The sequence below is a fragment of the Microbacterium sp. 22215 genome, from assembly GCF_052045655.1.
Classification (GTDB): domain Bacteria; phylum Actinomycetota; class Actinomycetes; order Actinomycetales; family Microbacteriaceae; genus Microbacterium; species Microbacterium phyllosphaerae.
Map to the genome: position 1 here is coordinate 1 of NZ_JBQEPC010000011.1, position 24633 is coordinate 24633.

Annotated in this window: 23 protein-coding genes; 14 read left to right on the forward strand and 9 right to left on the reverse strand. The window is 68.9% G+C overall.

Annotation, left to right across the window (positions count from 1 at the left end):
- The first annotated feature begins 79 nt into the window (after window positions 1-79).
- The 4 genes from ACTJKH_RS15665 (at window position 80) to ACTJKH_RS15680 (ending at window position 2363) form a co-directional block, all read left to right on the forward strand.
- The gene (locus tag ACTJKH_RS15665) at window positions 80-1090 is read left to right on the forward strand and encodes an FUSC family protein (RefSeq protein WP_440737674.1); all 1011 of its coding nucleotides are present in this window, start codon (window positions 80-82) and stop codon (window positions 1088-1090) included.
- 38 nt (window positions 1091-1128) lie between these two features.
- The gene (locus tag ACTJKH_RS15670; protein ID WP_440737675.1) at window positions 1129-1527 is read left to right on the forward strand and encodes a hypothetical protein; all 399 of its coding nucleotides are present in this window, start codon (window positions 1129-1131) and stop codon (window positions 1525-1527) included.
- 61 nt (window positions 1528-1588) lie between these two features.
- Complete coding sequence (locus ACTJKH_RS15675; protein ID WP_440737676.1) at window positions 1589-1855, forward strand: thioredoxin domain-containing protein; 267 nt, start codon at window positions 1589-1591, stop codon at window positions 1853-1855.
- Between the two features lie 97 nt (window positions 1856-1952).
- Window positions 1953-2363: a VOC family protein gene (locus ACTJKH_RS15680; RefSeq protein ID WP_440737677.1), complete on the forward strand. Its 411-nt coding sequence runs from the start codon at window positions 1953-1955 to the stop codon at window positions 2361-2363.
- Between the two features lie 92 nt (window positions 2364-2455).
- Here ACTJKH_RS15680 and thrC read toward each other — a convergent pair whose 3' ends face one another.
- A complete protein-coding gene (thrC, locus tag ACTJKH_RS15685) occupies window positions 2456-3859 on the reverse strand; it encodes a threonine synthase (protein WP_440737678.1) in 1404 nt (467 codons plus the stop codon).
- An 88-nt stretch (window positions 3860-3947) separates the two neighbouring features.
- Window positions 3948-4442, reverse strand: a complete 495-nt coding sequence (locus ACTJKH_RS15690; protein ID WP_440737679.1) for a methylated-DNA--[protein]-cysteine S-methyltransferase — start codon at window positions 4440-4442, stop codon at window positions 3948-3950.
- 129 nt (window positions 4443-4571) lie between these two features.
- On the opposite strand from ACTJKH_RS15690, the gene ACTJKH_RS15695 reads away from it, so the two are divergent.
- From ACTJKH_RS15695 to treZ, 4 genes are read left to right on the forward strand one after another with little or no spacing between them, the layout of a single operon-like run.
- Entirely contained in the window at window positions 4572-4856 is a 285-nt protein-coding gene (locus ACTJKH_RS15695) for a hypothetical protein (protein WP_440737680.1), read from the forward strand.
- A complete protein-coding gene (gene glgX / locus ACTJKH_RS15700; protein ID WP_440737681.1) occupies window positions 4853-7063 on the forward strand; it encodes a glycogen debranching protein GlgX in 2211 nt (736 codons plus the stop codon). Before ACTJKH_RS15695 ends, glgX begins: the two co-directional genes overlap by 4 nt.
- A complete protein-coding gene (treY, locus tag ACTJKH_RS15705; protein ID WP_440737682.1) occupies window positions 7060-9408 on the forward strand; it encodes a malto-oligosyltrehalose synthase in 2349 nt (782 codons plus the stop codon). The genes glgX and treY overlap by 4 nt, the downstream gene beginning before the upstream one ends.
- Window positions 9405-11162, forward strand: coding sequence for a malto-oligosyltrehalose trehalohydrolase (gene treZ / locus ACTJKH_RS15710; protein WP_440737683.1), 1758 nt, complete (start codon window positions 9405-9407; stop codon window positions 11160-11162). Before treY ends, treZ begins: the two co-directional genes overlap by 4 nt.
- A gap of 25 nt (window positions 11163-11187) precedes the next feature.
- Here treZ and ACTJKH_RS15715 read toward each other — a convergent pair whose 3' ends face one another.
- Complete coding sequence (locus ACTJKH_RS15715; RefSeq protein WP_440737684.1) at window positions 11188-11709, reverse strand: GNAT family N-acetyltransferase; 522 nt, start codon at window positions 11707-11709, stop codon at window positions 11188-11190.
- A 77-nt stretch (window positions 11710-11786) separates the two neighbouring features.
- Between ACTJKH_RS15715 and ACTJKH_RS15720 the strand changes: the two genes are divergently transcribed.
- A complete protein-coding gene (locus tag ACTJKH_RS15720; protein WP_210097074.1) occupies window positions 11787-12125 on the forward strand; it encodes an ArsR/SmtB family transcription factor in 339 nt (112 codons plus the stop codon).
- Entirely contained in the window at window positions 12125-12838 is a 714-nt protein-coding gene (locus ACTJKH_RS15725; RefSeq protein ID WP_440737685.1) for a cation diffusion facilitator family transporter, read from the forward strand. Before ACTJKH_RS15720 ends, ACTJKH_RS15725 begins: the two co-directional genes overlap by 1 nt.
- A 208-nt stretch (window positions 12839-13046) precedes the next feature.
- Here the strand turns inward: ACTJKH_RS15725 and ACTJKH_RS15730 are convergent, their stop codons facing one another.
- Together ACTJKH_RS15730 and ACTJKH_RS15735 are read right to left on the reverse strand one after the other, a co-directional pair.
- Window positions 13047-13649, reverse strand: a complete 603-nt coding sequence (locus ACTJKH_RS15730; RefSeq protein ID WP_259160355.1) for a response regulator transcription factor — start codon at window positions 13647-13649, stop codon at window positions 13047-13049.
- Window positions 13646-14869 (reverse strand): sensor histidine kinase, encoded by a 1224-nt coding sequence (locus ACTJKH_RS15735; protein WP_440737686.1) that lies wholly within the window; start codon window positions 14867-14869, stop codon window positions 13646-13648. The genes ACTJKH_RS15730 and ACTJKH_RS15735 overlap by 4 nt, the downstream gene beginning before the upstream one ends.
- 154 nt (window positions 14870-15023) lie before the next feature.
- On the opposite strand from ACTJKH_RS15735, the gene ACTJKH_RS15740 reads away from it, so the two are divergent.
- Window positions 15024-15560 carry a small multidrug efflux protein gene (locus ACTJKH_RS15740; RefSeq protein ID WP_440737687.1) on the forward strand — a complete coding sequence of 179 codons (537 nt, stop codon included), beginning with the start codon at window positions 15024-15026 and terminating at the stop codon, window positions 15558-15560.
- Window positions 15561-15614: 54 nt separating this feature from the next.
- Here ACTJKH_RS15740 and ACTJKH_RS15745 read toward each other — a convergent pair whose 3' ends face one another.
- The 4 genes from ACTJKH_RS15745 to ACTJKH_RS15760 all read right to left on the reverse strand — a co-directional run bounded on the left by ACTJKH_RS15745 (window position 15615) and on the right by ACTJKH_RS15760 (window position 20421).
- A complete protein-coding gene (locus ACTJKH_RS15745) occupies window positions 15615-17204 on the reverse strand; it encodes an Ig-like domain-containing protein (RefSeq protein WP_440737688.1) in 1590 nt (529 codons plus the stop codon).
- A 146-nt stretch (window positions 17205-17350) separates the two neighbouring features.
- Window positions 17351-18169, reverse strand: coding sequence for a carbohydrate ABC transporter permease (locus ACTJKH_RS15750; RefSeq protein ID WP_440737689.1), 819 nt, complete (start codon window positions 18167-18169; stop codon window positions 17351-17353).
- Window positions 18162-19088, reverse strand: a complete 927-nt coding sequence (locus ACTJKH_RS15755; RefSeq protein ID WP_440737690.1) for a carbohydrate ABC transporter permease — start codon at window positions 19086-19088, stop codon at window positions 18162-18164. The genes ACTJKH_RS15750 and ACTJKH_RS15755 overlap by 8 nt, the downstream gene beginning before the upstream one ends.
- Complete coding sequence (locus ACTJKH_RS15760; protein WP_440737691.1) at window positions 19081-20421, reverse strand: ABC transporter substrate-binding protein; 1341 nt, start codon at window positions 20419-20421, stop codon at window positions 19081-19083. The genes ACTJKH_RS15755 and ACTJKH_RS15760 overlap by 8 nt, the downstream gene beginning before the upstream one ends.
- 180 nt (window positions 20422-20601) lie before the next feature.
- On the opposite strand from ACTJKH_RS15760, the gene ACTJKH_RS15765 reads away from it, so the two are divergent.
- The 3 genes from ACTJKH_RS15765 to ACTJKH_RS15775 are packed head-to-tail and all read left to right on the forward strand — an operon-like array spanning window position 20602 to window position 24541.
- Window positions 20602-22098, forward strand: coding sequence for an LLM class flavin-dependent oxidoreductase (locus tag ACTJKH_RS15765; RefSeq protein ID WP_440737692.1), 1497 nt, complete (start codon window positions 20602-20604; stop codon window positions 22096-22098).
- Window positions 22095-23321 carry an acyl-CoA dehydrogenase family protein gene (locus ACTJKH_RS15770; RefSeq protein ID WP_440737693.1) on the forward strand — a complete coding sequence of 409 codons (1227 nt, stop codon included), beginning with the start codon at window positions 22095-22097 and terminating at the stop codon, window positions 23319-23321. The genes ACTJKH_RS15765 and ACTJKH_RS15770 overlap by 4 nt, the downstream gene beginning before the upstream one ends.
- Window positions 23321-24541 carry an acyl-CoA dehydrogenase family protein gene (locus ACTJKH_RS15775; protein ID WP_440737694.1) on the forward strand — a complete coding sequence of 407 codons (1221 nt, stop codon included), beginning with the start codon at window positions 23321-23323 and terminating at the stop codon, window positions 24539-24541. Before ACTJKH_RS15770 ends, ACTJKH_RS15775 begins: the two co-directional genes overlap by 1 nt.
- Window positions 24542-24633: the final 92 nt, after the last annotated feature.

Below are 24633 nucleotides of genomic sequence, written 5' to 3' on the forward strand. Positions count from 1 at the left end.
GCCGGGTCGCGCGGCACGAACTGCGACCCGAACGATGGGCCGAGTCATGGGGGCCCGTGAGCCGCGAGACAATGGAGGGATGAGTCTGTTCGCCCTCGCCCCCAAGCGCGGTCCGCGCTGGCACCTGGCGACGCAGGCCGCGCTCGGAATCGCCGTCCCGATCGCGGTCATGACCCTTCTGGGCGAACCGTCGCTCGGCTACATCGCGGCATCCGGCGCCTTCACCGTCCTGTTCGCCGGCACAGCGCCCGTCCTCGACCGGGCGAGGATCCTGCCGTTCGTCGCGGCGGGCCTGATCGTCAGCGCCGCCCTCGGCGTCGCAGCCTCTGCGAACGCCTGGCTCGTGAGCATCGGGGTCGTCGTGGTCGCGATCGCCAGTGCGGCGCTCGCATTCGGGTTCCGCCTCGGCCCGCCCGGTCCTCTGTTCTTCGTGCTGGTCTTCGGCCTCTCCGCCCACGTCATCGCCAGTTCGCCGATCGCACCGCTCGTCTACATCGCAGCGCTCGCGGCAGGCTGTCTGTTCTCGTATCTGGTCGCGATGGCGCCGCTGCTGCGTCCCCGTACACGCGCGATCACCGCCCGACCGCTCCGTGAGCTGCTGCCCGGCCCCGCCTTCACCGCCGATTCGCGCATGCTGCTCCTGCGGGTCGCCATCGTCGCGGTCATCGGAGTGCTGCTGGGCCTGGTGATCGACCCGACGCGGACATACTGGATCGTCGGCTCCGCCGTCGCCGTGATCGGCGTCGCCGCCGCGCGTCGCGCCGCCGTGCAGCGCGGACTGCACCGGATGCTCGGCACCGTCGTCGGCGCCGGTGTGTATGCCCTCCTGGCGCTGCTGCATCCGTCCGGGCTGTGGCTGGCGCTGCTGCTGGGCGCACTGCAGTTCACGATCGAGCTCGTCGTCGTTCGTCACTACGCCTTGGCGCTCGTCTTCATCACCCCGCTGGTGCTGCTGCTCACGGGCGCCGCGACCGGGGACATCGGATCGATGGACGTCGCGTTCGAGCGCATCGTGGACACCATCGTCGGGGCGGCTCTCGGTGCCGCATCGGGCCTGCTCCACCCGCGCGCCGACACGAAGACCGACTGACTCTCGACGCCGGCCGAGGCGCGGGCCATACTCACACCATGAGCCGCGCACCCGAGATCGACGACTACCACCGCAGACTCACACCCGAGGACCGGGAGATCTGCGATGTACTCGCCGCCGAGATCGAGCAGGGACTCCCCGAGGCCTCGGGCAAGGTGTGGCACGCGCATCCGGTGTGGTTCCTCGACGGCAACCCTATCGTCGGCTACCACCGACTGAAAGATGCCGTCCGCCTGATGTTCTGGAGCGGCCAGTCGTTCGCCGGCGACGGCCTGACCGCGTCAGGGACGTTCCAGGCTGCGGAGGCGAGGTACCTCGACGCCACCGAGGTCGACACCGCTGCGCTCGCGGGCTGGCTCGCCGAATCGCGCCTGATCCAGTGGGACTACGAGCACATCCGCACGAACCGCGGGCTCGTCAAGCGCACCGAGTTCTGAGCATCTCGGGGAACATCCGGGTCACTCCGCCGGTTGCATCCGGAGGACCGAGAGGGGCCCGATGGAACTGACGCTCGTCACCTCCGCATTCTGCGGAGCCTGCTCACGCACCCGCGCGGTGCTCGCCGACGCCGCACGATTCCTCCCGGATGCCACCATCACCGAGATCGACGTCGCGCGCGAGCCCGACGCCGCCGAGGCGCTCGACATCCGCTTCACGCCGACCGTCATCATCCGCGACGTCTCGGGCACCGAGGTCTTCCGCGCCGAGGGTGTTCCGACCGTGCCCCAGGTGCTCACGGCGGCAGTGAAAGCGCTCCCCGTCTGAGCCGCCGCGCACGCTCTTGCGGATGTCCGACCCCCGGCGAAGAATGAGCGTGCAGCGGGGTCGACTGCGACTCCGCATCACATCACTGGGGGCAGTCATGGCGAACCTCAACCCGTATCTCTCGTTCCGCACCGAGGCGCGGCAGGCGATGGAGTTCTATCAGGGCGTGCTCGGCGGTGAGCTCGTCATCAACGTGTTCGGCGAGTTCCCCGACATGGTCCAGAACCCCGATCAGAAGGATCTCGTGATGCACGCACAGCTCACCACGCCCGACGGGCTTGTGCTCATGGCGTCGGACACCCCCGACGGCATCCCGTTCGAACCGCCCCAGGGATTCTCGGTGTCGCTCAGCGGCAACACGCATGAGCGCACCCAGGAGGTCTGGGATGCCCTGGCCGACGGCGCGGCGATCACGATGCCGCTCGACACCCCGCCGTGGGGCGGCACCTTCGGAATGCTCGTCGACCGGTTCGGCGTGCCGTGGATGCTGCACGGCGACCCGGCCTGATCTGCTGCCGACCCGGCCTGACGCAGTGAACACGAGACCCCTCCTGCCGTGATCGGCGGGAGGGGTCTCGATGGTCGCTGTCGCGGTGTCGGCTAGCGCAGCGCCTTGGCCTCGATGAAAGCACGGAGTTCGTGCTCGTCATCGGCCATCTCGGTCGTGCGCTGCGGGGCGTCGAGCATCGCGCGAAGCTCGGACGAGTACTCCAACTCGACGCCGATCGCCTCGCGGATCGTCTCGGCGAACTTCTGCGGCTTCGCGGTCTCGAGCACGAGCATCGGCACTCCGGGCTCGACGTACTCGCGGGCGACCTTGACCCCGTCCGCGGTGTGCGGATCGACGATGTCGCCCGAGGCGTCGTAGACCGCCTTGATGGTCGCGAGCCGATCGGCGTGGGTGGAGGTTCCGCTGACGATGCCGAACTCCTCGACGAAGCGCTCGAGATCCGCGGTGAAGTCGAAGTAGCCCTGCGTGTCGAGCTCCTGCCAGGCGCTCACGACGCGAGCGGCATCGCGGCCGACGAGCTCGAAGATGAAGCGCTCGAGGTTCGACGCCTTCGAGATGTCCATCGACGGGCTCGATGTGGCCAGAGTCTGAGCGGCGCTCCGGGGTCGGTAGACACCGGTGCGGAAGAACTCGTCGAGGACGTTGTTCTCGTTCGCGGCGAGCACGAGACGACGGATCGGAAGACCCATCTGCTTCGCGAAGAAGCCCGAGAGGATGTTGCCGAAGTTGCCCGACGGCACCGTGAAGGAGACCTCTGTCCAGCCGCCGGCATCCGTCGCGCGCAGCCATGCCCAGAAGTAGTAGACGACCTGAGCGGTGATGCGCGCGAGGTTGATCGAGTTGACGGCACCGAGGTGCTGGGCACGCTTGAAGTCCAGATCGCCCGCGAGATGCTTGACGAGGTTCTGGCAGTCGTCGAAGACGCCGTCGACGACGATGTTGTGGATGTTCTCGTCATCGAGCGAGAACATCTGGGCCCGCTGGAAGGCGCTCATGCGGCCCTTGGGCGACAGCATGAAGACCGAGATGCGGTCCTTGCCGCGCAGAGCGTGCTCGGCAGCAGAGCCGGTGTCGCCCGAGGTCGCACCGAGGATGTTGAGCACCGAGCCCTTGCGCTCCAGGGCGTATTCGACGACCTGGCCGAGGAACTGCATGGCCATGTCCTTGAACGCCAGAGTCGGTCCTTCAGACAGCCCCACGAGCGTGAGGTCGTCATCGATGGACCGCAGCGGAACGACCGCTTCGGGGAACGGCTCGTAGGCCGCGGCGGTCATGCGTGCGAGGTCGACCCTCGGGATGTCGGTGGCGAAGAGAGCCAGCACCTCCGTCGCCAGCTGCGGGTACGTCAGCGCACGCCAGCGCTCGAGGGTCTCGCCGTCGACCGTGGGCATCGTCTCGGGAACAGCCAGACCACCGTCGGGCGCGAGCCCTTCGAGCAGGGTCTCGCAGTACGGCATCGGCGTCATGCCGCCACGGGTGGAGATGTACTGCACGGGTGCTCCTCGGTTCGGAATCGGCACGGGACTTCCATTGTCGCAGGTGGCCGGGAGCTGATTTCACGCCGAGCGGCGGCCCGCGCGATCAGAACAGGGATGCGGGCAGCGCGCCCTCGTGCTCGAGCAACCAGCGCTTGGTCGTGAGCCCCTGGCCCGGGGCCCCGCCGGAGTAGCCGCCCAGCCCGTCGCCCGCGACGACACGATGACATGGCACGATGATCGGCACGGGATTCGCGCCCATGATCGCCCCGATCCCCCGCGCGGGAACCTCGGTGCCGCTGCGTCGGGCAAGACCGCCGTAGGTCAGCGTCTCTCCATGCCCGACGGTCTCGTGGAGCGCCGTCAGCACCGCACGGGTGGTGTCGGTCTGCCGACCGAGATCGACCGGGAGATCGAACTCCCGCAGCGCTCCGCCGAAGTACGCGGCCAGCTGATCGAGCGCCTCCGTGAGGAGAGGATCCGGCTCGGCATCCGTCTCCGGCGGCGGATCCGACCGCCAGGTGACCCGTCGGATCGCGGTCCCGTCGCTGACGACGCCGATCTCACCGACGGGAGACAGCACGGTTCCGAACGAGGACATGGCGAGAGGCTACCGCGCCCAGGGGAAGTCATCCGTGGACCTAGCGCCTTTGAGGCGTGGAGGCAATGGTATTCCGCTTCCGGTTCTCACCTTTTAGCGTGGAGCCCATCAACAGAATCAGGAGCCCTCATGACTGCGAAGACCCATACCGCGCATGACCACCAGCCCGTAGAAGGCCAGGCTCCCGCGAAAGCACCGACGCCGGTCGAGCCCCTGTACGAACGCGTCGACCTCGACCGCTATGCCGTTCTCCACGATGGCCCGGTGGGCTACGTGGAACACGTGCATCCGGTGTTCGTCTGCTACGTCGGACACCCCTATCACCACGCCGATGAGGTCGCCCAGGTGCATGACTTCCATGACGCGGTGAAGACCGTGCTGCACCGCGCCGTCGCGACTCGGCGCGCTCTGTGAGCCACGACGTCTGGCCCGGTTCGCCGTACCCCCTCGGGGCCACCTTCGACGGACAGGGCACGAACTTCGCGCTGTTCAGCGAAGGCGCCGAGAAGGTCGAGCTGTGCCTCTTCGACGACGACGGCACCGAGGAGCGCGTGCTTCTCGAAGAGGTCGACGCGTACGTCTGGCACGGCTACCTGCCCTCGGTGCAGCCGGGGCAGCTCTACGGATACCGCGTGCACGGTCCGTACGAGCCCACCCAGGGCCAGCGGTTCAACCCGAACAAGCTCCTGCTCGACCCGTACGCCAAATCCGTTGCCGGGCGCATCGACTGGGGACAGCCGCTCTTCGGCTACGACTTCGGCGACCCCGATTCGCGCAACGACGAGGATTCCGCCGCGACGATGGTCAAGGGCGTCGTCATCAACCCCTTCTTCGAGTGGGCCGGCGACCGCCTCCCCAAGACCCCCTACGCGCAGACGGTGATCTACGAGGCGCACGTCAAGGGCCTCACCGAGCGGCATCCCGACGTCCCGGAGGAGCTGCGCGGCACCTACGCGGCGATCGCGCACCCCTCGGTCATCGACCATCTCGTGCACCTCGGCGTGACGGCGATCGAGCTGATGCCGGTGCACCAGTTCGTCTACGACTCGACACTCCTCGAGAAGGGGCTGACGAACTACTGGGGCTACAACACCCTCGCGTTCTTCGCGCCGCACAACGACTACGCCTCGAGCGGGCAGCACGGTCAGCAGGTGCAGGAGTTCAAGGCGATGGTGCGCGCTCTGCACGCCGCGGGCATCGAGGTCATCCTCGACGTGGTCTACAACCACACCGCCGAGGGCAACCACATGGGCCCGATGCTCTCGATGAGGGGCATCGACAACGAGGCGTACTACCGCCTCGAAGAAGACCGCCGCTACTACACCGACTACACCGGGACGGGGAACAGCCTCAACGCGGGCAACCCCCATGCGCTGCAGCTGATCATGGACTCACTGCGGTACTGGGTCACCGAGATGCACGTCGACGGCTTCCGCTTCGACCTCGCCTCGACCCTTGCGCGTGAGTTCTACGACGTCGACCGGCTCGCGGCCTTCTTCGAGCTCGTGCAGCAGGACCCGATCGTCTCCCAGGTGAAGCTCATCGCCGAGCCGTGGGACGTCGGCCCCGGCGGATACCAGGTGGGCAACTTCCCTCCGCAGTGGACGGAATGGAACGGCAAGTACCGTGACACCGTGCGCGACTTCTGGCGCGGAGAACCGCAGGCTCTCGGCGAGTTCGCCTCGCGCCTCACGGGCTCGGCCGACCTGTACGAGCACTCCGGTCGGCGTCCGGTGGCATCCATCAACTTCGTCACGGCCCACGACGGCTTCACGCTGCGCGACCTCGTCTCGTACAACGAGAAGCAGAACGACGCGAACGGCGAGGACAACAACGACGGAGAATCGCACAACCGCTCCGACAACAACGGAGTGGAGGGGCCGACCGACGACGAGGCCGTGAACCGCATCCGCGCCCGGCAGCAGCGCAACTTCCTGGCGACGCTGCTGCTGTCGCAGGGCGTGCCGATGATCGCCCACGGCGACGAGCTCGGCCGCACCCAGGACGGCAACAACAACGGCTACGCCCAGGACAACGAGCTGACCTGGGTCGACTGGGATGCTGCGGATCGCCCGCTGATCGAGTTCACTGCGGCCGTCGCCAGACTCCGCCGCTCGCATCCGACCTTCCGGCGCAGTCGCTTCTTCGACGGGCGCCCTGTGCGCTCCGAGGACGGCGAGCGCGTGCCCGACGTCGTCTGGCTGCGACCCGACGGGCGCCGCATGGAACCGGAGGATTGGGACTCCGGCTTCGGTCTCGCGATCGGGATGTTCCTCAACGGGCAGGGCATCCGCGAGAAGGACCGCCGCGGGCGGCCCGTCGCGGATCAGAACTTCCTCGTCTACTTCCACAGCGGCGCGGAGGCGATCGACGCCGTTCTTCCGGATGACCGGCACGGACGCGCCTGGGAGGTGGCGATCGACACCGCCTCCGACCGGGCGGGTGGTGAGCCGCTCGACGCGGGAGCACCCGTGACCCTCGAGGCGCACTCCCTGCTGGTGCTGCGCGAGGTCGACCAGACCGAGGTGCCGACGGACGACTCCGTCGAGGCCTCCCTGCGCATCCAGACCGAGCGCACCGAGACTCCCTCACCCGCACCGAGCCCGGAGCTGCCTCGATGACCCAGCGCCCGCTGTCGACGTATCGCCTGCAGATCCGCGCCGGGTTCACTCTCGACGACGCCGCGGCGGTGACCGAGTACCTCACCGATCTCGGCGTGTCCTGGGCATACCTCTCGCCGCTGCTCGCAGCGGTGCCGGGGTCCGATCACGGATACGACGTCGTCGACCACTCGCGGGTCGACGACGCACGCGGCGGCCCCGAGGGCCTGGAGCGCTTCGCCGCCGCCGCGCGCGCGGCCGGACTCGGCATCCTTGTCGACATCGTGCCGAACCACGTCGGAGTGGCGATCCCGCGCGCCAACCTCTGGTGGTGGGACATGCTGCGGCTCGGTTCCGCATCACGGCACGCGGTGGCCTTCGACGTCGACAAGCGTGTCGCCGAGGGACGTGTGCGGCTGCCGATCCTGGGGTCGACGCCCACCGAGGCCCTCGCCGCGGGAGAGATCGTCGTCGACACGACCCCCGCTGACGATGCGCCGGACGGGACCCTGAGCTACTTCGATCATGTGCTGCCTCTGGCTCCCGGGACGGGAGCTCTGGCCGACGATCTTCCGGCTCTCCTCGACGCCCAGCACTACGAACTGCGCTTCTGGGAAGACCAGAACACCGACCTCGACTATCGCCGCTTCTTCGCGGTGTCGGAGCTCGCGGGCATCCGCGTCGAGCTCCCCGATGTCTTCGACGAGTCGCACCGGGAGATCGCCCGGTGGATCACCGACGGGCTCGCCGACGGACTCCGGGTGGATCACCCGGACGGGTTGGCGCACCCCGGGGACTATCTGGAGCATCTCGCCGACGTGACCGGCGCCGCCTACACCCTGGTCGAGAAGATCCTGGAGCCCGGGGAGGAGCTGCCCTCCTGGTGGCGAACCGACGGCACGACCGGCTACGACGCTCTGGTCGAGATCGACAGGGTCCTGATCGACCAGAACGGCGTCGACGAACTCGATGCCCTCGATGCCCGCCTGCGTGCGGAGACCGGTCTGCCCGTCGCGCAGTCATGGCACGACCTGATCCTCACCACGAAGCGGAAGATCGCCGACGAGCTGCTGCGGTCCGAGATCCGCCGACTGGTGCGCGCACTGCCGTTCGGCATCGTCGGAGCGGAGGATGCTCTGACCGAGATCGTCGCGAGCTTCCCCGTGTACCGCGCGTACCTGCCGGCGGGGCGCGAGCACCTGCAGCACGCGATCGACGACGCCGCCCACCGACGGCCCGATCTCGCCGAGTCGATCGCCGAGCTCGCGCCGCTGCTCTTCGACACGACGCGCGAGGTGGCCGAGCGGTTCCCGCAGGTCACCGGAGCGGTGATGGCGAAGGGCGTCGAAGACACCGCGTTCTACCGTTTCACCCGACTGGGAACGCTGACCGAGGTCGGCGGCGACCCCTCGATCGGCTCGATCTCGGTCGATGCGTTCCATGACGCCCAACGCTCGCGGCTCGCCTCGTGGCCCCACTCGATGACCACGCTGTCGACGCACGACACGAAGCGCTCCGAGGACGTCCGTGCCCGGCTGTCGGTGCTCGCGGAGGTCCCGGAGCGCTGGTCCGAGACTCTGACGGAGCTCCGTGCCGTCGCCTCGACCGGACACGGCCCTCTCGACGCGCTGCTCTGGCAGGCTGCCGTGGGTGCGTGGCCGATCTCGACCGAGCGACTGACCGCGTATGGCCTGAAGGCCGCACGGGAGGCGGCCGAGGGCACCGGATGGCAGCATCCCGACGCCGCGTTCGAGAAGGGCGTCACGGCGATCGCCGAGGCTGCCAACGGACCCGCACGCGAGATCGTCGAGCGATTCGTGGCCGAGATCGTCGCCCCCGGCCGCATCAACTCGCTGTCCGCGAAGCTCCTCCAGCTCGCGGCGCCCGGTGTTCCCGACGTGTATCAGGGCACCGAGCTGTGGGACCACTCGCTGGTCGACCCCGACAACCGTCGACCGGTCGACTTCGCCGAGCGATCCGCGCTGCTGCGCCTCCTGGACGAGGACGCCGCCCAGGGCATCCTCCCTCCGATCGACGACTCGGGCCTCGCGAAGATGCTCATCACCTCGAGGACCCTGCGTCTGCGGCGCGATCACGCAGACCTCTTCGACCGGTACCGTGCCGCGGGCGTCGCCGGCGAGGCATCCGACCATGCGATCGCGATGGATCGAGGCGGGGTGATCGCCGTCGCCACTCGGCTGCCGGTTGCTCTGGCCCGGCGAGGCGGTTGGGGCGACACCGTCCTGATGCATCGTGATCTGCCTTCGGTGGATGTCCTGACGGGTCGGAAGATCGACGGCGGTCCCGTCCGACTCACCGACCTGCTCGACACCTACCCGGTGGCGCTCCTCGTGGAGGATCGGTGATCTCTGTCTGGGCGCCGCGCGCGCAGAGCGTGCGCCTGCGTCGGCTGACCCCCGCGTGCGTGCTCATCTCGGAGCACGACATGACGCCTGCCGAATCGGATCCCGGCTGGTGGCGCACCGATGTGGCCATGTCAGAGGGCGAGCGGTACGGCTTCCTCCTCGACGGCAGCCACGATCTGCGACCGGATCCCCGATCGCGGCGACAGCCTCGCGGTGTGCACGGGCCGTCCGCCCTGTTCGACGCCTCGCGCTTCGAGTGGACCGACACGAGCTGGACGGGGCGGCCGCTGGACGGTGCGGTCATCTACGAGCTGCATGTGGGCACGTTCACTGCCGAAGGCACCCTCGACGCACTGATCGCGCGCCTCGATCACCTGGTCGGGCTCGGGATCACGCACGTCGAGCTGCTTCCGGTGAACGCGTTCAGCGGCGAGTGGAACTGGGGCTACGACGGCGTGCTCTGGTACGCGGTGCACGAGGGCTACGGCGGCCCTGCCGGATACCAGCGCCTCGTGGATGCCGCGCACGCCCGCGGCCTCGCAGTGATCCAGGACGTGGTCTACAACCACCTGGGCCCGAGCGGCAACTACCTGCCCGAGTTCGGGCCGTACCTGCGTGACGGCGAGCACACCTCGTGGGGCGACTCGGTGAACCTCGACGAGTCGGCGGTGCGCGAGTACATCATCGAGAACGCACTGATGTGGCTGCGCGACTTCCACGTCGACGGGCTGCGTCTCGATGCCGTGCATGCCCTCCAGGACGAGCGCACGCCGCACATCCTGCAGGAGCTCGCCGAACGCGTCGACGCTCTCTCCGCTCGGCTCGAACGACCCCTCAGCCTGATCGCGGAGTCCGACCTGAACGACCCGACCCTCATCCTTCCGCGCGACGCCGGCGGGTACGGACTCACGGCGCAGTGGTCGGACGACTGGCATCACGCGGTCCATGTGGCCCTCACCGGTGAGACCGACGGCTATTACGAGGACTTCGCCGCACCGGACGCCATGGTCAAGGTCTCCGAGGGCGGCTTCTTCCACGACGGCACGTACTCGTCGTTCCGCGGTCGCGCTCACGGTGCTCCCCTGCCTGCGAGCGTCCCCGCCTGGCGCCTCGTCACCTTCGCGCAGGATCACGACCAGATCGGCAACCGTGCCGCCGGTGACCGGCTCTCGGCCTCACTGTCGCCCGGCCGTCTCGCGGTCGCTGCAGTGCTCACACTGACCGCCCCGGGCACACCAATGCTCTTCATGGGCGAGGAGTGGGGAGCGTCGACGCCCTGGCAGTTCTTCACCTCGCACAAGGAACCGGAGCTCGCCCGGGCCACCGCCGAGGGGCGCATCGCCGAGTTCGCCCGTATGGGCTGGGACCCGGCCCTGGTGCCCGATCCACAGGATCCGGCGACGTTCGAGCGCTCGCACCTCGACTGGAGCGAGGTCTCGACTCCGGCGCACGCCGAGCTGCTCGATCTCTACCGCCGCCTGATCGCGTTGCGGCGGGAGCGCGCCGAGCTCACTGACCCCGAGATGGCGCACACGACCGTCACCGTCTCGCACCGGGATGCAGCTCCGGATGCGCGGGCGTACCGCATCGATCGCGGGCACCTCTCCGTGCTCGTGAACCTCACCGGCGAGGAGGTCGAGTTCGAGCTGGAGCCCGACGCCCGGGTGCTGCTCGAGACGACCCCCGGCCGGATCGGCGCGCGGACGATCGCGCTCTCGCCCGAGTCGGCCGTGATCGTGGGCCCCTCCGACTGATCGGGGCGGCTCGTCTCTGCGGAGCTCACGCCGCGGCGAGCGCCTTCGCGAAGCAGAGCGAGAGATCGCTGCCGATGTAGTGCCCGTAGAGCGGGATGGGGGCGTAGCCCTCCCGTTCGTAGAAGCGCACCGCATCAGGCTGAGCCGTACCGGTCTCGAGCACCAGGAGACGCAGGCCGAGCTCGCCGGCGGCCCCTTCGAGAGCCCTCAGCAGCGCGGTGGCTGCTCCCGTGCCACGCGCCTGCGGGGCGGCGTACATCCGTTTGATCTCGGCGACACCGTCGCCGAGCGCCTCGTCGTCGAGCAGCCGCAGTCCACCGCACACGATTGCCTCTCCGTGCGCGTCGCGCGCGAGCAGGAAGACCGGCACGTCGTCTGCCGAGGGAACGACCCCCGGCTCGTGATCATCGCTGCCGTAGCGAGCGTCGAGCTCGACCCTCTGAGCCGCGCGAAGCCGCTCGGCATCCGGATGCGTCCAGGCCACGCGCTCGATCGTCACGCTCATGCTGCTCGTCTCCTCGTTCTCGGCGTCCGTCGCCTGTGCCACGGTACCGAGCGGACGTTTCGCCGATGTTGCCGCCAGTCGATACAGATTTCCCTGAGTTCATGATCGGCTGTACTGTGATGACCGTGACTCTCACGGCCTCCCCTACCCACACCGCAGCACTCGCCCGCCTGGGGCACGCCCTGTCGGATTCGACGCGCGCGGCCATCCTGCTGGCGCTCCGCGACGATCCCGCATATCCCTCCGATCTCGCGGAGCAGCTCGGCGTCAGTCGACAGCTCCTGTCGAATCATCTCTCGTGCCTTCGCGGCTGCGGCCTGGTCGAGAGCGTTCCGGACGGCCGACGCAGCAGGTATCAGCTCGCGGATCCCCACCTCTCTCCGGCCCTCGACGCACTGCTGCAGGTCGTGCTGATCGTCGAACCCGACTGCTGCGACGGAGAAGGATGCACCTGCTGATGACGGCGCCCACCCTCACGCCCGCACGCCGCACGACGCTCCATCGCCGTATCCGGCTCATCGTGGCATTCACCATCGCGTACAACCTGATCGAGGCGGTGGTCGCGATCACGGCCGGGTCGGTCGCATCCTCCGCGGCGCTGATCGGATTCGGGCTCGACTCGAGCATCGAGGTGCTGTCGGCCGCGGCGGTCGCCTGGCAGTTCACACGACGCGACCCCGAACGATGGGAGAAGCCCACCCTGCGGGTGATCGCCGTCGCCTTCTTCGCCCTCGCGATCTACGTCGCGGCATCGTCGGCGCTCTCGCTGATCAACGGCGATCGCCCCGCGCACAGCACCGTCGGGCTCGTCCTGACCGCGCTCAGCGTCGTCATCATGCCCCTCGTGTCCCTCGCGGAGCGGCGCGCGGGGCAGGAGGTCGGCTCGGCCACGGCCATCGCCGATTCGAAGCAGACGCTGATCTGCACGTACCTGTCAGCTGCGGTGCTGATCGGCCTCGCCCTCAACAGCCTGTTCGGCTGGTGGTGGGCGGATGCCGTCGCCGGCCTCGTCATCGCGATCTTCGCCGTGCGCGAAGGCGTGGAGGCGTGGAAGGGCGACGCCTGTGCGACATCCGTCGGCATGATCCTCGAAGACGAGCACGATCACCACGACCACGACCACGACCACGACCACCACCAAGAACACGAGGAGCACCACGAAGGCCGCTGACGACGCGGCCCGCGGAGATTTCCGCCACCCGCGTCACGATCCTGCGATCTGCGGGTCTTGCATGTGAGACGTGGAGTGAGGCTGGGGGTAAGCGCTCGCTCCACGTCCGGGCCGCGCTCTCCCCTTTTCCGCGTGGCTCGCGGGTGGGGCCATCTCCCACGGCCTCACCCGCCCTCCGTCTCCTGGCCCGGGCGCAGCGCTCTCTCGTTCAGATCCAGCCGCGCTCTTCGGCGAGGAGCACCGCCTGCTGCCTGGTGCCGACAGAGAGCTTCGCGAGCACCGCGGAGATGTGGTTGCGCACCGTGCCGGGAGCCAGCGACAGCGTCTTCGCGATCTGCCCTGTCGTCTGGCCTCGGCGGCCCGCCCGCAGCACGTCGAGTTCGCGATCGGTCAACGGGGACCGCTCGTCGCTGAGCGCATCCGCCGCGATCTCGGGGTCCACATAGCGCGCGCCCGCCGCAACCCTGCGGATCACGTCGGCGACCTGATCGGCTCCACGGGACTTGGGCAGGAAACCCGAGACCCCCGAAGCGAGCGCCCGCCTCAGCACGCCGGGCCGGGCATGACGGGTCACGACGACGCAGCGGGTGGCGATGGATCTGTTCAGCCTCTCGGCGACCTCGACGCCGTCGAGCCCCGGCATCTCGAGGTCGAGCAGGCACACGTCGGGCATCAACCGCAGCGCCTCGGCCACCGCCTGCTCGCCGTCGGCGCACTCCGCGACGACCTCGATGTCGCCCTCGAGTCGCAGCAGCGCGGCGAGCGCGGAACGGATCATCCCCTCGTCATCGGCCAGAAGCACGCGGATCATCTCGAACCTCCTCGAGCGAAGGACGCTTCGTCGCCCGGCGGCACCGTCACCACGACGACGAAATCGCCTCCCTCCGCATGCACATCCGAGGTGCCACCCACCTCCGCGATGCGGCGCCGCACTCCGTCGAGTCCCGAACCCACAGACTCGGCGACGACCTCGACGCTCATGTCGTTCACGACCTCGTAGCGCCACCCCTCTGGCACCCTGGTGAGGGTGAGCCGCGCGTGGCGCCCGCCACCGTGGCGCAGCACGTTGGTGGTCGTCTCTCGAATCACGGGACCCAGAGCGGATGCCGGTGCGTCGTCGGCATCCGTCGCGATCTCGGCCTCCACCTCGAGTCCGGCAGCGCTGAGCAGGTCTCGAGCGTTCGCCACCTCGTCGCCCAGCGGCACCGAGCGGAACCGTGTCGCGAGATCGCGCGTGCCCTGCCGCGCCTCGTCGACGCTCACCCGGGCGGCCTGCAGCTGCTCGAGGGCAGCCTCGGCATCGCGCCCCATGAGTCGCTCGGCGAGTTCGAGCTGCAGCGCGATCACCTGGAGATGATGCCCCTGGAGGTCGTGCACATCGGTGGCGACCCGCAGACGTTCCTGGGTCGCCGCGAGCCGCGCCTCGGATGCCCTCGCTCGATCGAGCGTGACGAGCACGTCCCACCACCAGAGCGAACTCACCGACATCGCGGGGATGAGAATGGCATACAGCGCGGGCAGCCACCCGGGCGCACCGGGCTCCATCGCACCGCGGGCCCCGTCGATGAACGCGAGCGCGAAGAGCAGTGCGGTGGTCAGGACCACGATCCGCAGCCGCACTCCGCGCGGCCAGTTGAGAAGCACGACCGACTGCGCGATCGGCATGAGCGCGAGCAGCCAGCTGTCTGCCACGATCCCGGCCAGTGCGCCGTACCCCGTGGCGATGAGCAGCGGAGGGACGATGCGCGCCCACGGGATGCCCGGCTCGGCGTCGACGCGGTGCCGGTAGGCCCAGAGCAGCATCATGGTCGACAGCCACCAGACGATGCCACCGAGGCCGACGACCACCGGTGCGATCGCGTCTCCGGGTGCAGCGAATGCCTCGAGTGTCCACACCAGCACGAGGAAGAGCTCGAGGAACACCACGGCGGAGAACGTGTACCACCAGGTGGCGGTGATCCCGCGGGCGAGCTGACGGGCTCCGAGCGACGGATCGCCGAGCGGCTCGACGACCGAGGAAGGGCTGTGCATGCCCCCACCATACGGGCGTGACAGATGTCACGGATGCGGCGGGTGAAGCACCCGGAAACGAGTGACGGCTCGACACTGCCGCTCTGCGAGGGGACGCGATGAACTGGATCCATCGCGTCGGGGACTCCGACGCTCACACCGTCAGGAGCACTCCATGAACCTCATCGAGACCTTCCAGGGCTTCGTCGCCCAGGTGCCCGAACTCGTCCAGCCGCTCATCGTCGCCCTGGCCGGGGCCATCCCCTTCATCGAGGGAGAGGGTGCCGTATCGATCGGCATCATCGGCGGCATCCACCCCGTCGTCGCCGCCATCGCGGCGATCGTGGGCAACTTCCTCTGCGTGGCCGTGCTGGTGATCGCCAGCTCGGGGGCCCGCACCGCGATCGTGAACCGCAGTCGCAGCCGCGAGGCGGTGCTCGCCGGCACGAGCGGCGGCGTCGAGTCGATCCCCGCGGAGTCCGAGCGCGGCGGCGCACGCAGGGAGAAGTTCCAGAGGGCGTTCGAGCGCTACGGCGTTCCCGGGGTGAGCCTGCTCGGCCCGCTGCTGCTGCCGACCCAGTTCACCGCCACGATGCTCGCCGCCGCCGGCGTCGGCAAGGTGCGCATCCTCATCTGGCAGGCCGTCGCGATCATCGGCTGGACCACGATCGTCGCCGTGATCGTGGGCAGCGCGGTCTACGCGATCCGCTGATCTCGTCACCGCACCGACAGCGGGTGACCACCCGCTGTCGGATTCGTGCTGCGGTCAGCGGCGTGCGGCGCTCGACCTCCGCTTCGCGGCGATCGCGGTCGCGAGCCCTCCGCCGACGATCAGTGCGACCGCGAGAGCCAGGAATCCGGAGCCGTTGTCACCGCCGGTCAGCGCCAGCGACCCGGGAACCGTGACGGGCGTCGGCGTCGGCGTCGGAACGTTCGCGGGTGTCGGCGCCGGAGTGGGCTTCACGACAGGAGTCGGGTTGGCGACGTTCGTGAGCGTGAGAGTCACCCCCGCAGCGGATCCGGGTGTCACCTCGTAGGTGCCGTTCCCCGCATCGACCACCCCGTCGCCGGAGATGCTCCAGGCACCCCAGGTCACGCCCGAAATGACGGGAAGGTCGATCTCCTCGATCACGAAGGTCGATCCGAGGGGCGCACGATCACTCACCACCGCCTGCCCGACGGGGACGACCATGGTCTTCGCCGGAGCATCCGCTCCCTTGATGGAGTACTTCACGGTGTAGGTCGCGGTGCGCGCCGCGTCGGCCTGCGCCCCCGTGAGCGTCTTCGAGATCCCGAAGGTCGTGTAGACGACTCCGCTGCCGTCTCCTCCGCCGGATTCTGTGACCGTGTGGGTCGCAGACGTCTCCACCGTGTCGACGATCGCGCGATTGCCGAACACCTCGCCCTTCACCACCGGACCGTCGGCCTGCGTGTAGTACAGGAGCTCGTAAGCGAAGCCACCGGCCGGCAGACCTGATGCCGCGAAGTCGAATGAGCCGCCGTCGTCTGCGACGGTCATCTGGTACTTCGCGGGGTCGACGACCGTCCAGTCGCCGACCTGCACCCCGTTCTCGACCGGCCGCTGGCTGAGGCGCACCTCGCCGGTGTAATGGTGTCCCGCGAGCCCTGCGTCGAGAGTGTCTGCGATCGTGAAGGCTCCGTCATGCACGAAGCTGCTCGGGATTCCCACGACCCACTTGAGCAGCCCATCGGTCGCTGTCGCATCGCCGTACTTGTAGGGATGCTCCTCTTCCGCGGGATTCACCGGGACGACGCCGCCGTCGCCCGGAAGGTCGACGATCTCGATGGTGTCGCCGAGGTCGAACGAGACCGTCTCGGCCGTGGTGCTCTGCGAGGCGGTCGCCTGCATCCAGAACGATCCGCGGACGTCCTCCTTGCCGTTGACGGCATCGGTCAGAGTGCACACCAGATCAGGACCCTGTCCGGCAGCGACCGCGCAGTCCGCCATGATCTCGCCGGTCACCGGATCGGTGATCGTGAAGACCCCCGCCGCCTGTCTGCTGAACTCGTCCGGCAGTGTCATACCGAAGGTCTCACCCGCCTGCGCTCCCGCGGGAACCGCCCACTCACCGGTGATGCGCACGGTCTGCCACTGCCCCAGCGGCCCGTCGCCGTGCTGATTCTCGAGCGCCACGGCGCTGATGGCTCCGGGGTAGGTCACCGTGGGTGCTGCCGCGGCCGGCGACGCGGCCCCGAGCAACCCCACGACCGCCACGACCATCCCCACGATGATCGAGACGACTCGCCCCCGCAGCGTCTTCTTCTCTCCGTCGATCGCCGTTCCTCGGCCGATCGTCGTTCCGTGCGCGCGCACGGCAGTGTTCTCCCCGGTCATCGTCATCCCCAGTCCGATTTCGAGTCGCTCCCAGTCGCGACTCATCTAAGAGATCAGAGAAAGGCGATCTGATTACGCCGTTACCGGAATACAGCACCGATATACCGGCACAGCAGGTGACTGCAAAGGGGCGGAACCGGGGTGTCTCAGCGCACTGCGCCCGTCGTCAGACCGCCGACGAGCCAGCGCTGGAAGAACACCGCGGCGGCGAAGACCGGGATGACTCCGATGAACGACGCGGCCGCGATCTTGCCGAAGTGCGGCGTGCGATCGCCGTAGAACAGCGACAGGGCGACGGGGAAGGTCTGCGCATCCACACTCTGCGTGAGGAAGGTCGCGAGCAGGAACTCGTTGTAGTTCAGGATGGCGACGATGATCCCGATCGCGACGAGGCTGGGCAGCAGCAGCGGGACGACGACCGACCACAGCATCCGCAGCGTCCCCGCGCCGTCGATGCGCGCCGCCTCCTCGATCTCCACCGGCAGACGACGGATGAACCCCTCGAGCAGCCAGACCGCCACCGGCACGTTGACGAGCGCGTACACGAGCGTGAGGCCGAGAAGCGTGTTGTTGAGCCCCACCGATCGAAGAAGAGTGAGCAGCGGGACCACGGCGACGATCGGCGGGAGCAGCCACGGGCTCATCAGGGTCGCTCCCAGCGTGCGCCCTCCGGCGTTGTGGCGGACGATGGCCCAGGCACCGGGGATGGCGATGACCAGCGAGACGACGGCGCCGCCGATCGCGGCGGCCAGGGAGTTCAGGATCGAACGCGGGATGTCGGTCGACAGCACGTCGCCCCAGTTGTCCCAGTGCGGCGCGGCGCTCCACAGGACTCCCGAGACCGTCTCGTCGCGCCCCATCAGCGACACCGAGAACAGATACGCGAGGGGGACGAGGGTGACGGCGAGCGCCACGAAGAGCACGCTGCTCGCGACCGGCCGCAGCCGGGTGCGCCGCTCAGTCATGTCGGGCCTTTCGTGCGAAGGCCGCCACCACGATCGTCACCACGGTCACGATGACCGCGAACACGAGGGTGATCGCGGACGCCCGACCGATGTCGAACTCCTTGAGGGCGACCTGCTGGATGAGATAGGTCGTCACGGTCGAGGCCTGACCGGGTCCGCCCGACGTCATCACGAACACGAGGTCGAAGACCTTCAGCGCGATGACGAGCCGGATGAAGAGTGCGGCGATCACCGTGCCCGCGATGGCCGGCCAGGTGATGTGCCGGAACAGACCGGCTCCATGTGCGCCGTCGAGGGACGCCGCCTCCCGGACAGAGGGATCCTGCGTGAGCAGCGCGGCGTAGACGAGGATCACGATCAGAGGCGTCCACTGCCAGACATCGGCGAGGCCGATCGCCGGGAGCGCCCACGCCGTGGTCGACAGCGGCGCGAGCGAGACACCGGGAAGCAGGGTGGCGAGGAGTCCGCCGCCGGGGTTGAACACGAGCTTCCACAGGGTTCCGACCACCACCGGTGGCGTGATGAGAGGAAGCAGGAGCAGCGTGCGCACGACGGCGCCTGCACGGGTCGCGCGCTCCAGCGCGACGGCGATCGCGACGCCCAGCACCACGCTGACGACGGCCACCACGACGGCATACGCGACCGTCCGCGCGAACGACGCGACGACGTCGGCATCCGCGAGGATCGTCTCGACATTCGCGGTTCCCACCCACTCCTGGAACGGTCGCCCGAGTGTCGAATCGGTGAAGGCCGCGGCGAGGATGAAGACGAGCGGATACGCACCGAGCACGACGATCGACAGGATCGTCGGCGCGGTCAGCAGTCGTGCGGTGCGGGACCGCGCCGGACCGCCCGCCCGTCGCGGCACTCGGCCGGACGCGCGGGCGGTGCGCACGCGGATCGCGGAGGCGTCAGCCAAGGATCTCTTCCCACTCGGCCTGGACGCGGTCGAGGGTCTCCTGCGCGGTGCCGCCGTCGCCCGCGATGAGCTTCGCCAGCTCGTCGGTGAGGATCTGCGCGGCCTGCGAGGCGTTCTCCCCCGTCGGCCAGGCGAGCGATCCGCTCAGCGTCGTGCGGTTGACCCGCTGCAGGTCGGGGTAGGTCTCACCGTAGGCCTCGCTCTCGAGCGACGACTCGCGGTTCGGGTCGATGCCGGTCTGCGGGTCGGCGACGATCAGCTCGGAGTTGACCTCGCTCGATGCGGCGTACTCGATGAAGGCCTTGGCGAGATCGGTCTTCTGGGTGTTCGCGGCGATGACCCAGGTGAACCCCGCCACCAGCGACGCACGCGCCTCGGTGTTGTCGCCGCCGACCGGCAGCGTCGTCACGCCCCACTTGCCCGCGACCTTCGAGTCGGGGTTCGTCTCCGACCCCACGCCGAGGTCGGTCCAGTTCTCGATGAAGCCGACCTTGCCGTCGTACCAGGCGCCGTTGCCGACGCCGAAGTCGGTCTCGGCGGCTGTCGGGAAGGCGTACGGCACGACATCCACCAGGGCCTGAGCGGCGGCCACGGCCTCCGGGGAGTTGATCGTGGGCTTGCCGTCCTCGTCGACGAACTCGCCGCCGAAGCCCGCCAGGCGGTTCGCGTAGGCGGCCCCGAGGATCAGCGGAGACTTCTGGCCGAAGATGGCCGAACCGTAGACGCCCTCGTCGCCCTCGTTCTCGGTGATGGTCTTCACATCGGCCAGGTACTCGTCCCAGGTCGCGGGCGGTTCAGTGATGCCGTTCCGCTCGAGGATCTCCTTGTTGTAGAAGAGCACGTGGGTGTCGCCGTCGAAGGGCAGGCCGTAGCGGCGGTCGCCGACCAGCGTGTAGGGATCGTTGATCGAGGGGATGAAGTCGTCCTCCTCGAGCGAGGGGGTGTCGGCGATCCAGTCGGTGAGGTCCTGGATGGAGCCGCCCTCGGCGAGATCGCCGATCGAGACGTACCAGGGGGCCGCCACGTCGAACGTGTTCGCTCCCGACTGCTGGTCGAGCGCGAGGGTCGAGCCGATCTCGTCGTAGGGCACGATTGTCAGGTTCACCTCGGCCCCGGTCTCCTTCTCGAAGTGCTCCTTGAGCCAGTTGCCTGCGCCCTCGTGCGAGGTGATGAGCAGCGCGTTCAGGGTCTGACCGGAGAAGTCGCCGTCTGCGCCCCCACCACCGGACTCGGGAGCCTGCGCGGCGCAGCCGGCGATGACGAACGTCGCGGCCGTCAGGGCGGCGGCACCGAGAAGGAGGCGGCGTCCGCCGCGGCTCGGGATGAAGGACATGGGGGCTCCTCAGGCGTCGGGTCGGAGAGGCGATCGGCGCTCACGCTAGGTGTCGGGCGGCGACCGATGCATCGCGGGCGTAACACTTCGACGTGGAGCGACCCGAAGTGTCATCTGCCGGGTCGAGGCATGGCCCGAGTCGCTATGGTCGCGAGGTCCCCGACCACCTTGAGGAGCACTGTGTCTCGCCGCATCATCCTGAACGCCTTCGACATGACGTGCGTGACGCACCAGGCCCCGGGGCTGTGGCGGCACCCTGACAACCAGGCCGATCGATACCACGACCTCGACTACTGGGTGGACCTGGCCCAGACGCTGGAGCGGGGGAAGTTCGACGCGATCTTCATCGCCGACGTCCTCGGAACCTACGACGTCTACCGCGACTCGGCGGCCACGGCGCTCGGCGATGCGACGCAGGTCCCCCTCGGCGACCCCGTCGTGCAGATCTCGGCGATGGCGCACGCGACCGAGCACCTCGGATTCGGTGTGACGGTCGCCACGACCTACGAGCAGCCGTATTCGCTCGCCCGCCGCTTCTCGACGCTCGATCACTTCACCCGGGGCCGCGTGGGATGGAACGTCGTCACCAGCTACCTCGACTCCGCGGCCCGCAACCTCGGGCTCGACGCACTCATCGCCCACGACGACCGCTATGAGATCGCCGAGGAGTTCCTCGATGTGACGTACAAGCTGTGGGAGGGGTCGTGGGAAGACGGGGCGGTGCTGCGCGACCGCGAGGCCGGCGTCTTCGCGGATGCGGCTCGGGTGCATCCGATCGGCCATGCGGGCCGGCACTACCGTGTCCCCGGCATCCATCTCGCGGAGCCCAGCCCTCAGCGCACTCCCGTCATGTTCCAGGCGGGCGCGTCGCCCCGCGGTCGGCAGTTCGCCGCGAAGCACGGTGAGGCCATCTTCATCAACGGGCTGCGTCCCGAGGCGACGCGGCCTGTGACGGATGACATCCGCGACCGCGCCGAGGCTCTCGGGCGCCCCCGCGACTCCGTCAAGATCCTCACCCTGGTCACGGTCGTCGTCGCGGCGACCGATGACGAGGCGCAGGCGAAGCTCGCGGACTACCGCGGCTACGTCTCGGTCGAGGGCGCGCTGGCGCTCTATGCCGGATGGACGGGGCTCGACCTCTCGCAGTACGACCCCGACGTGCCGCTGGAATACGTCGATACCGACGCAGGGCGATCCGCCCTGTCGGTGTTCACCAAGGCCGATCCGGACCGCAAGTGGACCCCGCGGGACATCGCGCACTACGTCGGCATCGGCGGTATCGGCCCCGTCATCGTCGGCGGCCCGCAGACGGTCGCCGACGAGCTGGAGCGCTGGGTCGAGGTCGGCGGCGTCGACGGGTTCAACCTCGCCTACGTCGTGACCCCCGGATCGTTCGAGGACATCGTCGAGCACCTCGTTCCCGAGCTCCGCCGCCGCGGACGCACCTGGGACGACTACCCCGAAGGCACGCTGCGCGGGCGACTCTCGGGCGACGGCTCTCCCGTGGTTCCGGAGTGGCACCCCGCACACGCGTATCGCGGCGCGTACGTCGGCGGAGCGTCCGCTCTCGACGGCACGGTCGGCGGCCCGCTGGTGGATGCCGCGGCCGCGACCCCCGGCGACGCCGCCGATCTCGACCACCTGACCGCAGTCACCGAGAAGGAGGACGCACGATGAGCGTCATCGCAGAGACCATGAACCGCAGCCGCTGGACGGGCACCGCCGATGCCGAGGAGCGCGCGCACTGGCGCGGAGTCGCTGAGCGCGTCGCCGCCGAGCTCGCCACCGACGCGCTGCAGCGCGACCGGGCGAACGAGGACCCGACGGTCGAGCTCGACCTGCTCCGCGATGCGGGCCTGGTGACCCTGCTCCAGCCCGCGGAGTTCGGCGGCGGCGGAGCGCACTGGGAGACGGCTTTCCTCGTCATCCGCATCCTGTCGCGTGCCGACGCCTCGGTCGCGCAGGTGCTCGCGTACCACTACATCAACTCCGGCAACATCGGTTTCGCGGCCGACCCCTCGGTGCAGGAGGCCTGGCACCGCAAGACCACCGAGGGACGCTGGGTGTGGGGCGACTCCGTGAACCCGACGGATCCCGATCTCGAGCTCACCGCAGACGGCGACGGATACCGGTTGAACGGCCTCAAGCGCTTCTCGACAGGCGCATCGGCCGGAGACGTGGTGCTCGCGGCGGCGCTCGTCCGCGGCGGCGAGCGCGACGGCAAGGTGCTGTTCGTCGTACTCGACCACGACCGCGACGGCATCCGCTATCTCGGCGACTGGGATGCGCTCGGGCAGCGCCTGTCCGCCAGCGGCTCGGTGCACTTCGAGGACGTGCGTGTGTCCGCCGACGATGTGCTCGGCGAACTCGGCGACGAGCCGTTCTCGACGCTGATCACCCCCGGCATCCAGCTCGCCTTCGGCAACCTGTACCTCGGCATCGCCGAGGGGGCGCTCGCACGCGGACTCGACCTCGTGCGGGCACGGCCCCGCGCCTGGTTCCTCAGCCAGGCGGACTCGTACCGCGACGACCCGTTCGTGCAGCGCGTCGTCGGGGAGTTCGCATCGCGCATCGCGGCCGTCGAGGCGCTGACGGACCGCGCCGGCCGCCTCTTCGACGAGGTCGTCGACGAGGGAGAGGCCGTTACCGCCGAGCGCCGCGGCGAGTTGGCGATCGAGATCGCCAAGGTCAAGGTCGTCTCGACCGAGGTCGGCATCGAGGTCGCGAACCGGATCTTCGAGATCACGGGCTCCAGCTCCGCCCGCGCCGATGTGGGTCTCGACCTCTTCTGGAGGAATGTGCGCACCCACTCGCTGCACGACCCGATCGACTACAAGAAGCTCGAGGTCGGCGCCTGGACGCTGAACGGCGAGCTGCAGCCGATCTCCCTGTACACCTGATGGGCGCGCAGACGCAGCGGCTGCGGGCCGCTCTGGATCAGTTCCGTCCGCTGTTCGACGAGATCGCGGCGGGCACGGTCACCCGAGAGCAGAACCGCGAGCTGCCGTTCGCCGAGGTCGAGAAGCTGCGGGATGCCGGTTTCGGCAGGCTTCGGCTGCCGATCGAGGACGGCGGCTTCGGGCTCGACTGGCCGTCGTTCGCCGAGGTGCTCATCGAGCTCGCCGCGGCCGACTCGAACCTCCCTCAGATCTTCCGGGGGCACATCGCCTACGTGGAGCACATCCTGGCAGCGTCCCCGAGCGAGCGTCGCTCACGATGGCTCGACCGCCTCGCCGCGGGTGAGCTCGTCGGCAATGCGTGGTCGGAGAACGGTGCGGCAGCGGTCGGCGCGAACGCGACGCGGGTGACCCGGCGACCCGACGGCACATGGCGAGTCGACGGACGCAAGTTCTACACGACCGGCAGCATCTTCGCAGAGTGGATCGACGCGACGGTCGACCTCGAGGGCGAGACCGTCACGGCCCTGATCCGGCGGCCCCAGGACGGCGTCGCGGTCTCGGACGACTGGGACGGCTTCGGGCAGCCGTTGACGGGAACGGGCACGGCCGTCTTCACCGATGCGAGCGTCGACGAGGACGACGTCGAGCCGTTCACCTCGCGCTTTCCGTATCAGACGGCCGTCTATCAGCTCACGCTGCTGTCGGTGCTCGCCGGCATAGCGGCGGCGATCGAACGCGACACCGTCGCGCAGGTGCGCGCGCGCACCCGCACCTACAGTCACGGGAGCGCGAACCGCGTGGCCGACGACCCGCAGGTGCTCCAGATCGTCGGCGAGCTGACGGCGACGAGGGCGACGGCCAGGGCGCTCGTGCTCGACGTCGCCCGCGCGGTGCAGCATGCTGCCGACGTGCTCGGCACGCCGGAGACGGAGGATGCGGTCGTCGCCGCCGAACTCGGGTCGTCGCAGGCGCAGATCGTGCTCACTGATCTGGTCCCCCGTGCCGCCTCGCGCCTGTTCGACACGCTCGGTGCGTCCGCCGTGAGGTCGGGAACCGCACTCGATCGGCACTGGCGCAACGCCCGCACGGTCGCCTCTCACAACCCGTGGATCTTCAAGGCCCGTCAGCTCGGAGACCAGGTCGTGAACGGTCGGACCCCGGACTTCGTCTGGGCTGTCGGCGAATCGAAGGCTCCTGCGGCGAGCGCTCAGCTGGCCTGAGGACTACACGGTGATATATGCGGAATTAATACTTTAGAATAGATGCGCGGACGTTCGTCCTGTCGACGGGCGCCGCGTGCGATGCCGCTCGG